The 11,950-nt window shown below is 75.6% G+C and carries 14 protein-coding genes; 3 read left to right on the top strand and 11 right to left on the bottom strand.

Features of this window, described 5'->3' with window-relative positions; all coding sequences use genetic code 11:
- The first annotated feature begins 17 nt into the window (after window positions 1-17).
- On the top strand, window positions 18-845 hold the full coding sequence (locus ACWHYA_RS07540; RefSeq protein WP_425943262.1) for a class I SAM-dependent methyltransferase: 828 nt from the start codon (window positions 18-20) through the stop codon (window positions 843-845).
- Here the strand turns inward: ACWHYA_RS07540 and ACWHYA_RS07535 are convergent.
- From ACWHYA_RS07535 to ygfZ, 9 genes are all read right to left on the bottom strand, one after another.
- A complete protein-coding gene (locus tag ACWHYA_RS07535) occupies window positions 830-1,285 on the bottom strand; it encodes a phosphomannose isomerase type II C-terminal cupin domain (protein ID WP_425943263.1) in 456 nt (151 codons plus the stop codon). The genes ACWHYA_RS07540 and ACWHYA_RS07535 overlap by 16 nt on opposite strands.
- A 66-nt stretch (window positions 1,286-1,351) precedes the next feature.
- Window positions 1,352-2,302, bottom strand: coding sequence for an alpha/beta fold hydrolase (locus tag ACWHYA_RS07530; protein ID WP_425943264.1), 951 nt, complete (start codon window positions 2,300-2,302; stop codon window positions 1,352-1,354).
- Window positions 2,296-2,625, bottom strand: coding sequence for a DUF2516 family protein (locus tag ACWHYA_RS07525; protein ID WP_425943265.1), 330 nt, complete (start codon window positions 2,623-2,625; stop codon window positions 2,296-2,298). Before ACWHYA_RS07525 ends, ACWHYA_RS07530 begins: the two co-directional genes overlap by 7 nt.
- 41 nt (window positions 2,626-2,666) lie before the next feature.
- A complete protein-coding gene (gene dtd, locus ACWHYA_RS07520) occupies window positions 2,667-3,089 on the bottom strand; it encodes a D-aminoacyl-tRNA deacylase (protein WP_425943266.1) in 423 nt (140 codons plus the stop codon).
- Window positions 3,086-4,105, bottom strand: a complete 1,020-nt coding sequence (locus tag ACWHYA_RS07515; protein ID WP_425943267.1) for an asparaginase — start codon at window positions 4,103-4,105, stop codon at window positions 3,086-3,088. Before ACWHYA_RS07515 ends, dtd begins: the two co-directional genes overlap by 4 nt.
- Window positions 4,102-4,947, bottom strand: coding sequence for a BKACE family enzyme (locus ACWHYA_RS07510; RefSeq protein WP_425943268.1), 846 nt, complete (start codon window positions 4,945-4,947; stop codon window positions 4,102-4,104). Before ACWHYA_RS07510 ends, ACWHYA_RS07515 begins: the two co-directional genes overlap by 4 nt.
- 97 nt (window positions 4,948-5,044) lie before the next feature.
- Window positions 5,045-6,244: a winged helix DNA-binding domain-containing protein gene (locus ACWHYA_RS07505; protein ID WP_425943269.1), complete on the bottom strand. Its 1,200-nt coding sequence runs from the start codon at window positions 6,242-6,244 to the stop codon at window positions 5,045-5,047.
- Window positions 6,245-6,270: 26 nt separating this feature from the next.
- A complete protein-coding gene (locus ACWHYA_RS07500) occupies window positions 6,271-6,963 on the bottom strand; it encodes a class I SAM-dependent DNA methyltransferase (protein ID WP_425943270.1) in 693 nt (230 codons plus the stop codon).
- 71 nt (window positions 6,964-7,034) lie between these two features.
- Window positions 7,035-8,105 (bottom strand): CAF17-like 4Fe-4S cluster assembly/insertion protein YgfZ, encoded by a 1,071-nt coding sequence (gene ygfZ, locus ACWHYA_RS07495; protein WP_425943271.1) that lies wholly within the window; start codon window positions 8,103-8,105, stop codon window positions 7,035-7,037.
- Window positions 8,106-8,319: 214 nt separating this feature from the next.
- Here ygfZ and ACWHYA_RS07490 point away from each other — a divergent pair, with 214 nt between their 5' ends.
- Window positions 8,320-9,576, top strand: coding sequence for an LCP family protein (locus ACWHYA_RS07490; protein WP_425943272.1), 1,257 nt, complete (start codon window positions 8,320-8,322; stop codon window positions 9,574-9,576).
- Between the two features lie 101 nt (window positions 9,577-9,677).
- Here the strand turns inward: ACWHYA_RS07490 and ACWHYA_RS07485 are convergent, their stop codons facing one another.
- Together ACWHYA_RS07485 and ACWHYA_RS07480 are read right to left on the bottom strand one after the other, a co-directional pair.
- Window positions 9,678-10,172, bottom strand: coding sequence for an FABP family protein (locus ACWHYA_RS07485; RefSeq protein ID WP_425943273.1), 495 nt, complete (start codon window positions 10,170-10,172; stop codon window positions 9,678-9,680).
- Window positions 10,173-10,253: 81 nt separating this feature from the next.
- The gene (locus ACWHYA_RS07480; protein WP_425943274.1) at window positions 10,254-11,039 is read right to left on the bottom strand and encodes a hypothetical protein; all 786 of its coding nucleotides are present in this window, start codon (window positions 11,037-11,039) and stop codon (window positions 10,254-10,256) included.
- 134 nt (window positions 11,040-11,173) lie between these two features.
- Here ACWHYA_RS07480 and ACWHYA_RS07475 point away from each other — a divergent pair, with 134 nt between their 5' ends.
- The gene (locus ACWHYA_RS07475) at window positions 11,174-11,938 is read left to right on the top strand and encodes a winged helix-turn-helix transcriptional regulator (protein WP_425943275.1); all 765 of its coding nucleotides are present in this window, start codon (window positions 11,174-11,176) and stop codon (window positions 11,936-11,938) included.
- Window positions 11,939-11,950: the final 12 nt, after the last annotated feature.

The raw sequence follows: 11,950 nt of genomic DNA, 5'->3' as shown, positions 1-11,950 counted from the left end.
GGCATACCCTGTCCTGCGTGGCAGCACGTCCGGTCGGCACCGTCACCCGCGGGACGACCAACCCCAACCGGCTGCGCCGGGTCGACCGCTGGACCGCCCGCACGATGGCGCCGCTGCTGCGGGGGCCGGTCGAGGCCCCGGTGGTCGTCGACCTGGGGTACGGCGCCTCGCCGGTCACCGTGCTCGAGCTGGCGGCCCGTCTGCGCGCGGTGCGCCCGGACGTGCGCGTGCTGGGGGTGGAGATCGACCCGGTGCGGGTGGCCCGGGGACGGGCGGTCGCCGACCCGCCCGCGGTGGACTTCGTGCTCGGCGGGTTCGAGGTGCCGGTGCCCGGGGGCGGGCGTCCGGTGCTGGTGCGCGCGTTCAACGTGCTGCGGCAGTACGACGAGGAGCAGGTCCCGGACGCCTGGTCCCGGGTCGTGTCGAGGCTCGCCCTCGGCGGGGCGCTGGTGGAAGGCACCTGCGACGAGCCGGGCCGTCTGGCCGCGTGGGTGGACGTGCGCCGGGGGGAGGACGGAGCGCCCGCCCCCCGGTCCCTGACCCTGGCCTGGCGGCTGGCCGGGCTCGACCGCCCGTCGGTCGTGGCCGAACGCCTGCCCAAGGTGCTCATCCACCGCAACGTGCCCGGTGAGCCGGTGCACGCCCTGATGCAGGACCTCGACCGCGCCTGGGCCCGGCACGCCCCGCTGGGCGCCTACGGCGCCCGTCAGCGCTTCGTCGCGCTCGCCCGGGAGCTGACCGACCGCGGCTGGCCGCTGGCCGGCGGGCCCGCGCGGTGGCGCCAGGGCGAGCTCACCGTGGCCTGGGACGCGGTGGCCCCCACCGTCGGTCAGCGGCGGGTGTAGTCGTCCTCGAGGCGCTCGATGTCGGCCTCGTCGAAGTCGCCGAACGCCACCTCCAGCAGCCGGGCGGTCCGGTCCCCCGAGTTGCCGAGCCGGTGCACGGCCCCGCCGGGCACCCACACGTCCTCGCCCGCGGCCACCGACCAGCGGCGCTCCCCCACGGTCACGTCGACCGGGCCGTCGAGGACGTGCCACATCTCGGCCCGGTGGCCGTGTCGCTGCAGGGACAGCCGGTGACCCGGCTCGACCGTGATGATCTTGACGGTGACCGGCTCGTTCGTGGCGAACTGCTGGAAGCGCCCCCACGGCCGGCGCTCGACGAAGATGTCCTGCGTGCGGTCCCGGCGCACGTCGGAGCCGGTTCCGTCGCCGTCCTGGTCCGGCGCGCCGGGCGCCCCCGGCCCCCGGCCGTCGTCGTCGAACCCCTGCTGCTGTGCGCTCATCCTCGTTCCGGCCTCTCTGCGACGCACGTCGCCGGGCTCCCTTCCGGCCGTGCCACCCTGCTCCCCTCAGTGCGCCGAGAGGAACTCACCGACGAGGTCACGGGTGCGCTCGCGGTGCTCCCACATGATGCCACCCGGCCCCGCCACGTGCAGCACCGAGCGCGGCAGGAGCGAGGCGACCTCCCGGGCCACCGACGCGGGGTGGAGGGGGTCGTCCTCCTGACCCAGGACGAGCACGGGGCAGCGGACCTGCTGCAGCAGACGGGGGTCCGTCAGCGGCGTGCGGTCCACCAGCACCCGGAGCACGTCGGCGACCCCGCTCCCGGCCAGCTCCTCTGCCCGGTCGTGGGCCCAGCGCACCACGGCGGGGTCGTGGCGGACCGTCGCCGGCTGGTCGGCCAGCAGGTGCGCGGCGACGGCCTGCGCGTCACCGGCGTCGAGAAGGTCGGCGAACCGGCCGAGCCGCACCGTCGCCGCGTCCTCGCGCACCCGGTCGAGCACGGCCGGCAGCACGAGGACGACCCGCTGGAAGCGGTCGGGGTCCTGCGCCAGGCCGGCCAGCAGGGCCCCTGCCCCCATGCTGATCCCCAGGGCCCGGTCGGCCTCCACCACGTCGGCGACCGCCCACAGGTCCCCCGCGAGATCCCCATACCCCCAGGTCGTGCCGGCCGGCCGGTGGGACCGGCCGTGTCCGCGCTGGTGGACGAAGGTGCGCGTCCCGGCGACGCGGCCGGCGTAGGGCCGGGTGGTCGCGATCGACCCGCCCGCCCCGTGGGCCAGGACCGTGTGCGGTCGCCCGCGGCCGGTGGTCAGCACCTCGACGTCCCCGTCCAGACCGGGGACGAGGCGGGTGCGGGTGGAGCCGGCGGCGCGGGAGGAGGGACGGGCGGGACCGGTCCGGGTCCGGTCGGTGCGCTCCTGGTCGGTGCGCGTCCGGTCGGTGCGTGTCTGGTCGGTGCGCGTCTCGTCGCGCCGGGTGTCGTCGGGTCTGGCCTGGTCGGGTCTGGCGGTCACCACGGGCCGTAGGGGCCCATGTGGGAACCGGACCCGCCCCGCTGCTGCACCGCGCGCAGCGCCGGCCTGACGTCCGCGTGGTAGACGCCGGCGGCGACGATGGCCGCCAGGTTGAAGAGGTTGAACGGGCTGAACATGAAGATGAACCCGATCGCCGTGGCCCCCCCGGTCAGCAGCAGCCAGAACGTCTTGGTCCGCTTGCCCGCCGCCGGGAAGGCGTCGGGCCGCGTGCGCGCGGCGTCGATCAGCGCCCACACCATCATCGCGAAGACGCCCACCCCGATGACGGTCTCGAGCAGGCTCTGGGCCGAGAAGATCGCAGGCATGCTCCCAGGGTATGCCGCGCCGCTGGGGGCCGGCTGGATCCTCAGGTGTCGACGACGACCGTGAACGGCCCGTCGTTGACCAGCTCCACCTCCATCATCGCGCCGAAGACACCGGTCGCGACCTCGATCCCCCGCCCGCGCAGCTCCGCGACGACCGCGTCGACGAGCGGCTCGGCGACCTCGCCCGGAGCAGCGTCGACCCAGGAGGGACGGCGGCCCTTGCGGGTCTGCCCGTAGAGGGTGAACTGGCTCACGACCAGCACCGCGGCCCCGGCGTCGGACACCGACCGCTCCTGCGGCAGGATCCGCAGCTCGGCGATCTTTCGGGCCATCCGCTCCACCTCGGCCGGACCGTCGTCGTGGGTGGCGGCCACGAGCGCGACCAGGCCCGGCCCGATCGCCCCGACCACCTCCCCCTCGACGGTGACCTGCGCGCGGGTGACCCGCTGCAGGACCGCCCTCACGAGATCCCCGCCGCGCGGACCCCGCCCACCACCTCGCCGTGCCCGCGGACGGCCGCCCGGGCGTCGAGCTCGTCCAGCAGGGCGGCCACGCGGGCCTCGTCCCGGCCGACCCCGAGCCGCCGCAGCACCGCGGTGGTCACGACCACCCGTGCCCGCTCGGCTCCGTCGGTGATCTTGACGGCCACCCCGTGGCCGTCGGCCAGGCCGACGGCGTACACCGACTCGGCCCCGTCCTTGGCGATCAGCCCGGCGACCCCGTCCACGAGCAGCGTGACGTCGCGGCCGGTGCCGCCGAGGTGGCGCGGGTGCGCACGGATTGCGTCGGCGACCCGCCCCTCGGGCGTGCCCGGGACGGCGGAGGCGATCCGGCCGAACGCCCGCGCCAGGCCCCTGGTGCTGACCGCGAGCGCCGGTGCGCCGCAGCCGTCGACGGTGACCGCGCCCACCCGGTCGCCGGTCAGCTCCTCGACCGTCTCCACGACCAGCTGCTGCAGGGGGTGGTGCGGGTCGCGGTAGGTGCCGGTGTCCCACCCGGCGGCCACGCAGGCCGCCAGCATCCCGGCGTGCTTGCCCGAGCAGTTCTGCGCCAGCGACGTCGGCGGCCGCCCCTCGGCGTACCACCGGTCGCGCAGGTCGTCCTCCAGCGGACGGTCGGGGGTGTTCTGCAGGGCCTCCTCGCCGAGCCCGACCGAGCGCAGGATGGCCAGGGCCCCCTCCTGGTGCACGTCCTCCCCGGAGTGGCTCGCGCAGGCCAGCGCCAGCAGCTCGCCGGACAGGTCGGCACCGGCGCGCAGCATCGCCACCGCCTGGAGGGGCTTCAGCGAGGACCGCGGCAGGACGGGGGCGTCGACCGGGCCGATCGCCACCGGTGCGGAGCCGCCCGGGGCGGTCGCGACGACGATCCCGTGGTGGACCGACTCGACGAAGCCGTTGCGCACGACCTCGGCCACCACCGGCGCGCCGGCGAGCGGGCTGTCGCCCGGCCGGGCCGGGCGCGTGCCCTGGCCCCCGTTCACCGGGTCCTCCTCTCCTTGACGCCCAGCAGCTCGCGCGCCTGCTCAGGGGTCGTCGGCGGGCGCTGCATCGTCGTCGCCAGCCCGGCGACCCGCTCGACGAGCTCGGCGTTGTGCTGGACCTGCTGCCCCCGGGCGTACATGAGGTTGTCCTCCATCCCGACGCGCAGGTGCCCGCCCATCGCCAGCGCCGCGGCGGCGACCGGCAGGTGCGCCCGGCCGATGCCGGTGGCCGACCAGCTGGTGACCTCCTGGGGCAGCATCTGCACCCCGGCGACGAGCGCCTCGACGGTGCCGGGCATGCCGCCGGGGACACCGGTGACGAAGTCGACGTGGACCTTTCCGCCGTAGGGCAGGCCGTGCTGGTCGATCAGCCGGCGCAGCGCCGCCACGTGGCCCAGGTCGAACAGCTCGAACTCGGGCACGACCTCCTTCTCCTGGGCCTGCACGTAGAGCTCGCTCATGAACGGGAAGGGGTTGAGGAAGACGTCGTCGCCGAAGTTCACCGTGCCGCAGGTCAGGGAGCACGAGTCCGGCTCGGCGTCCAGCACCGTCAGCCGGCGCTCCAGCGGGTCGTGCACCGAGCCCCCGGTGGAGAGCTGGACGACCAGGTCGGTGGCCTCGCGCAGCGCCTGCACCGCGTCGCGCAGCCGCGCGGGGTCCAGGGTGGGCCGGTGCTCGTCCTCCGGGTCGCGCACGTGCACGTGCACCAGGCCGGCGCCGGCCTGCTGGCAGCGGAGCGCCGTGGCGACGAGCTCCTCGAGCGTCGTGGGCAGCTGGGGGACGTCGGCCTTGGCCGTCTCGGCGCCCGTGGGCGCCACCGTGATCAGGGTCGGAGCGGGCATGGGCCGATCCTGCCAGCCGGTCGGGGACCGGCACCGGTCGGGGGCCGGCGGGTATGGCGTGCGGCCGGCGGGTGCCGGGACGCGGCACCTCGTGCGGTCAGGGCAGGCGGGCCTGCTTCATCAGCGGCGAGGAGTAGACGTTGCCGATCCTCACGCCGTCCAGCCAGCGGGTGAGCCGCCCGGCCTCCTCGGCCAGCGCCGCGCGGGCGTCCGTTCCCAGGGCGACCCCCGGCGCGGGGACCACCCGCACGACCCCCTCCTCGTCCTGCACCCACGCGCCCACCACGCGGCCGTCCCACCAGGCCGTGGTGCCGGCGTTGCCGTTCGTGTCGAAGAGATGGGGGACGAGGGCGGGGTCCAGGTAGAAGTTCCGCCCCTTCCACCCCATCGTCGTCGGGTCCAGGGTCGGCAGCAGGGCCGCCCACGGTTCCACCGGGGCCGTCGGGGCGAGGTCGTCCGGGAGCAGCCAGCCGGCCGACCCGTCCTGCAGCGACACCTCGACCGCCCCGACCGCGGCCAGGGCCGCCCGCGCCGCCGTCCGCGTGGACCCCAGCCACCACTGCACGTCTTCCAGCGTGCCGGGCCCGAACGAGTGCAGCCAGCGGCGCACGAGCTCGGCATACCCCTCCCCGGAGGCGACCGGCTCGACCTGCTCGCCCAGCCATTCCTGCGCCAGCACCCACGTCGGCCGGTTGAGCCGCCAGTGGCCGACGTTGGGTCCGCGCACGACCCGGCCCTCGGCCCCCAGCAGGGTGAGCACGCGCGGCGCCAGCGGCGCCGCCCCGCCGTAGCGCTTGCCGGGGGAGTAGAGCACCTCCCCGCTCAGCTCCGGAACCTCCTCGCGCAGCCGACGGGCGCCCACCGGCTCCGACCCGGCCAGCCGCTCCAGGACCGCCCGCCGGGCCCGCTCGACCCAGGCGTCCCCGTCCGGGGCCACGCCGTGGCGCTCCACGTCGCGGGCGAGCGCGCGCCGCTGGGTCTGCGCGACCCGGGCGGACGCGCTGCCCAGCGCCGCCGGGAGCAGGTCCCGCGGCAGGACGAACAGGGTCCGGCGCATCGCCAGCTGCTTGACCAGGGACCGGTCCTGGTAGAGCACGCGGTCGACGTCCTGGGGGGACGGGGGTCCGGCCGGGTCGGTCCGGGCGCGCACCGCCAGGTGGACCGTGGCGGCCTCGGTCGCGTGCAGCACGGTCATCGCCCTGGTCGCCGCGACCGGGTCGGGCACGCGGTGGCGCGGGTGCAGCGCGTGCCGGACCGCGAGCCTGCTCCGGCGCTCGCGGTCGTCGACGAGGCGCACTACGGGGACGGGGTCGGCGGTCGTCGTCAGCGGCCGGCGCCGGAAGGCTCCCCCGGCGACCCCGGGGCGACCTCCCCGACCGGCTCGGTGGACGGCCCCGTGTCGGCCAGGGCGCGGCGCGCCGTCGCCAGGAAGACCCGGTAGGTGCCGCCGTCCTTCTCGATCGTCGTGCAGTCCTCCACCCGCACGTCCGTGAGCCCGACGGCCTCGAGGTCGGCGGCGAGCGCGACCCGGTCGAACCCGTGGTGCCCGTCGAAGTCGTGCTGGTGGAAGGAGCCGTCCTCGCTGTCCAGGTCGGCGATGCACAGGTGCCCGCCCGGGGTGAGCAGGTCGGCCAGGGCGGCCAGGGCCGCGTCGAGCTGCTGCACGTGGTGCAGCACCAGGGAGCCCACGATCAGGTCGAAGCGCTCCTGCGGCACCTGCTGCATCTCCACGTCGAGGGACACCACGCGGGCGTCCCGGGGAAGGACGCCGGCGGCGACCTTGCCCTCCATCACCGACCGCATTCCCGCGGAGGTGTCGGCCAGGGTGACCGGCCCGACCCGGTCCTGGAGCGCCTGGGAGACCAGGCCGGTGCCCGCGCCGTACTCCAGCATCCGCTCCCGACCGGTCAGCGGCACGGCGGTGGCGACGGCCTCGGCCACGTCACGGGCCCGCCGGACCTTGTCCGGGTCGTCGTCCCAGGTGGCGGCCTGCTGGTCGAAGTGCTCCGCGTGCATCGTCGTCTCCTCCGTGGGGGTGGGCGGTGGGCAGGCCGGGTCGGCGGCCGGGGCGTCGGTGCCGTCCGGCCTCAGCGCGGCCCGGGCGGACGGGGCGCGGAGGGGCGTTCCCGCCGCACCGGTCGCTCCGGCAGGACGATCGGCGTCTGCGCGGCGGACACGTCGCCGGCCAGGAGGACGAGGTCGACATCGGTGCCGTAGCGGACCACGCCCAGCCCGACCGGACCGTCCTCGGCGTGCCTGGCCACGCTGGTCAGCGTGCCGACCGCACGGCCCCCCTCGACCGGGACGAGCTCGGTCCCCGGGTCCGGCAGCAGGTGGCCCGACCCGTCCAGGTCGAGGAAGACGATCCGCCGGGGCGGCCGCCCCAGGTTCCTGACCCGGGCGACCGTCTCCTGCCCGCGGTAGCAGCCCTTCTGCAGGTGGACTGCCGTGCGCAGCCAGTCGAGCTCGTGCGGGATCGTGCGGTGGTCGGTGTCGACCCCGGCGCGGGGCCGCCACGCGGCGACCCGCAGCGCCTCGGCCGCCCAGGTCCCGGCCAGGGGGCGGTCCCCCACCGCCGCCTCGAGGTCGTCCCGGGGGACGACCAGCTCGCGCCAGGCCCGCCCCCGGGCGGGGTGCTGCGACTCCGGCGGCCCGTAGGCGAAGGTGTCCCCCACCTCCCGCGGCCAGGGGTCGACCCAGGCGACCGGCTCGCCCTCGACCGACTCCGCCGCGACCGGCTCGCCGAGCACGGCATACCCCTGGGTGACGTCGGCGACCTCCACCCGCAGCATGAAGCGCATCGAGTCCAGCCACGCCACGACCGCCGGGGCCGCGCCGGGCTCGGTGGTCAGCCAGGTCGTCTCCCCGTCGTCGACGAGGTGCAGCGCGTGCTCGACGTGGCCCTTGGGCGAGAGGACCAGCGTCTCCACGGACGTGCGCGGCGCCAGCCCGAGCAGGTGCTGGGTCGTCAGCGAGTGCAGCCACGAGAGCCGGTCCGGGCCGGTGACGGTCACCACCCCGCGGTGGGACAGGTCGACGACGGCCAGGCCCTCGGCGAGCAGGCGCTGCTCCTTCGACGGGTTCCCGTAGTGGGACGCGACGCCGGCGTCCGGTCCGGTCGCCTCGACGGCACCGGGACGGCTCAGCAGGACGCTCACGGCTCGTCTCCTCTCCAGGGGGTGTGCAGTGCTCCGCCCGCCACGGTACGTCACCGCGACCTCTCACCGGGCTCCTCGTCGGGCTCCTCGTCGGACTCCCCGGCGGGCCGGTCACCGGGCTGGTCACCGGGCCCTCCCGGTGGTTCCTCGTCGCGGCCCGTCGCGGCAGCGTCCGGACAGCCGGTTGTCAGGACGGGGTCCTACACTTCCCGCCATGGGGTTCACCGAGCGCTCCGCCCGTGACCGGGGCGACACCGCGTCCAGCCGTCGACGCCGTCGAAGGGGTCCCCTGCGCACGCTCACCGCCGGTGTCGGGCTCCTCGCCCTGCTGGGGGTCCTGGTGCTGGGCGGCTACGCCTTCTGGCTCCAGCGCACCGTCACCAACAACATCGTGCACGACGACCTGGTGGCCGAGGACCGGTCGACCATCACCCTGTCCCCCGACGTCTCCGGCGGTCAGCGCCCCGGTCAGGAGGGCACCGAGGACGAGGGCGACGGGAGCGAGCAGCCGAGCGAGGAGGGTGAGACCGACGGCGCCGGGAGGGTCGACGCCGAGGACGACACCGAGGTGGAGGAGGTCGACGACGAGGTCGCCCCCATCGTCGGCGAGGACGGTGAGGAGATCGACGTCACCGGCGTCGAGGTCGAGGCGAGCGTCCCGGCCCGGCCGGACGAGGCCGGCGACGCGATGAACTTCCTCATCATCGGCACCGACAGCCGCGACCTGTCCGTGGAGCGCGGCCGATCGGACGTCATCGTGCTGGCGCACGTGGACGACGAGCGCGAGCGGGTCGACCTGGTGCACTTCCCGCGTGACCTCTTCGTCCCGATCGCGGGCACCGGCGGCAGCTCGAAGATCAACGCCTCCTACGCCTACGGCGGCGCACCCCTGCTCGTCCAGACGCTCCAGCCGCTCATCGACGTGCCGATCGACCACGTCGTCATCGTCAACTTCGAGAGCTTCAAGGCGATGACGGACGCGATCGGCGGGGTCGAGGTGCAGGTGACCGAGGCCGGCGGCGGGTTCGACGTGGGCACGCAGTACATGGACGGCGAGCAGGGCCTGCGCTTCGTGCGCGAGCGCTACTCCCTGAGCCAGGGCGACATCTCCCGCGGCGAGCGGCAGATGCAGTTCGTCAAGGCCGTCATGCTCAAGGCCCTCTCGCGCGAGACCCTGACCAACCCCGGCCGGCTGGCGAACTTCGTCGACGCCGCGACGACGAACCTCACCGTGGACCAGGACCTGCGCGTCGGCGACATGCGCAACCTGGCGTTCGAGATGAGGGGCGTGCGCGGCGGCGACATCCACTTCTGGCAGGGCCCGTGGCGCGGCATCGACATGCACCCGGTCGCCGGGTCCATCGTGCTGATGGCCGACCAGCAGATGGCCACCCTCGGGGAGCACCTGCGCACCGACACGATGGAGTCCTACTCCGACCCGGTCTCCCCCCGGACCGGCTTCGGCGGCTGATCGTCCCCCGCGGCCGCTTCGAGCTCGCCGGGCACGTCAACCTGGACCGGGAGGTTCGTCGCATCGGGTCGAGAGGCCGACGCCCCGGGGGCCGACGGGCCTCAGACCCGCCGCAGCTCGGCGGAGACGTGCGACTGCAGGGCGTGGCCGGTGGCGGCCATGTCCATGACCCACATCATGTTGCCGTTGACGTAGCCGTACATCCGGTGGGCCGCGGTGTACTCCTTGGCGTGCGGGCTGCGGATCACGCCGTCGGTGCGCACCTCGACCCGGGCGGGCTGGGTGTGGCCGAAGTACATCTCGACGATCCCCGTCGGGTGGGCCAGCACGAGCTCCACCTCGCCGTCCGGCTGCGGACGCCAGAAGCCGGTCTCGACCGCGGCCTGCTTGACCTTCTGCCCCTCCTCGTCGAGCAGCCACGCCCGCGAGCTCCACCGCAGGAAGGGCCGGCCGTCGTGGGTGACCTCGATCTCCTGGCCGAAGTTGCGGGACTCGATCGACGGGTAGCCGACCACCCCCGCACCGGCCCAGGAGCCGATCATCCAGGCCAGCGGGGCGAGGTCGGGGTGCATGGTGGGGTCCAGCTCGATAGGCACGCGCCCATCGTAGGGGTGAGCGCGCCCGGGCCGTCGGGGGCGCGCGACCAGGTCGTCGGGGAGTGGGCCCGGCGGCTGCGCTCAGGCGACGGCGTCCGGCACCAGGGCGAGCGCGACGAGGTAGGGCACGGCCCCGACCACGAGGACCGAGGCGATCGCGGCGACGAGCCGCGGGCGCGGCAGGGCCAGGGTCGGCAGGGGGGCCAGCACCGCCCTCACCGCCTGGCTCAGCGCTCCGCTGGCCACGCCGACCAGCAGCCAGGTCGTCCAGTGCTCGTCCAGGACCAGGGCGACGACCACCGACGCCACCGCCCCGCCGGTCATGGCCAGCGGCACGAGCCAGGCCCGCAGCGCGGGCCACCGCCCCAGCAGGTCGGTGCCGGCCGAGGCCACCGCGGCGGCCAGGGCACCCAGGACCAGGCCGGTGCCCTGGAGGGTGTGCGTCGGCGGGACCATGAGCGTGCCGACGGCCACGAGGGTCAGCGCGAGCACGACCGAGCTGACCGAGACCACCAGCCGCGGGCGGCCGTCCCGGCGGAAGAGCTGGTGGGCGAACGCCGCGATCATCGAGATGCTCAGCGCGGCGGGCACCCACACCAGCCAGGGGCCCTCCTGACGCGTCCCCACCGCCAGCACGAGGGCCAGACCGCCGACGACGATGACCCCCAGCGAGCCGCGGGGTGTGGGCAGCGCCAGCGTCCCGGCCCAGCCCCAGGCCAGCGCGACCACGGCCGCCGCGATCGCGAAGGTCAGCAGCTCCGGGGAGACCGCCGCGGCCAGGGCCAGCACCCCGCCCACCGTGGAGACCGCCCCCGCCACGTGCGCCGACGGCGTGATCCGCGGGCGGGGCTCGGGCTCGGTGGACATGCGCCCATCCTGCCGTATGCCGTGCGCGCAGGCCGGGCGTGCTCGGCCGGGCGAGCCCGACCCTGCCGGGTGCCGTGCGCGCGGGCCGGACGTGCTCGGCCGGGCGTGCCCGACCACGCCACTAGGCTGGGTCCGTGGCCGACCTGGTCCTCCTCACGCCCCGCACCCCGGCCGACGCCGCGGTGGCCCAGGTGGCGCCCGGGCTGGTCCTGCTGCCGCACCGGGTCGCCGTCCTGGGGATGGACGTCGGCGGCCTGCTCACCCGGACGGCGCCGGACCCGGACCTGCTCGTGGTCGACGCGGTCACCGACCTCGTCGCCGCGCACGGTGCGCTGCGCACCCTCGCCGCCCTCGAGCTGCACCGACCGGTGCTGGCCGTCGTCTCGGACGCGGCCCTCGGCCTGCTCGACGACAGCTGGCCGCTGGACGACCTCGTCCTGCGCGAGGCCGGGCCCGCCGAGATCGCCGCCCGGGTCCGGCTCCTGCTGGCGCGGCCGCACCACCACCGAGCACAGGGGGCCGTCGGTGGCGCCGGTGAGGTCCACCCCGACGGGGGCGGACGGCCGGGGGCCTCCGAGGAGCCCGAGGCCATCCGCGTGGCCGACGTCGTCGTCGACGAGGCCAGCTGGACGGTCCGGGCGGGCGGCCAGGTGCTCGACCTGACGTACAAGGAGTTCGAGCTGCTGCGCTACCTCGTGAGGCGACCCGGGCGCGTGGTCACCCGGGACACCCTCCTGCAGGAGGTCTGGGGGATGGACTACTACGGGGGCACCCGCACCGTCGACGTCCACATCCGACGGCTCCGGGCCAAGCTCGGGCCGGAGCGGGAGTCCCTCATCGGCACCATCCGCGGCGTGGGCTACCGGTTCAGCGGCCCGCGGGGTGGCGAGGACCGGTGAGCGTGCCAGACT

Source organism: Ornithinimicrobium carbonis (assembly GCF_977012275.1).
This window is presented reverse-complemented; position numbering and strand designations above follow the sequence as displayed.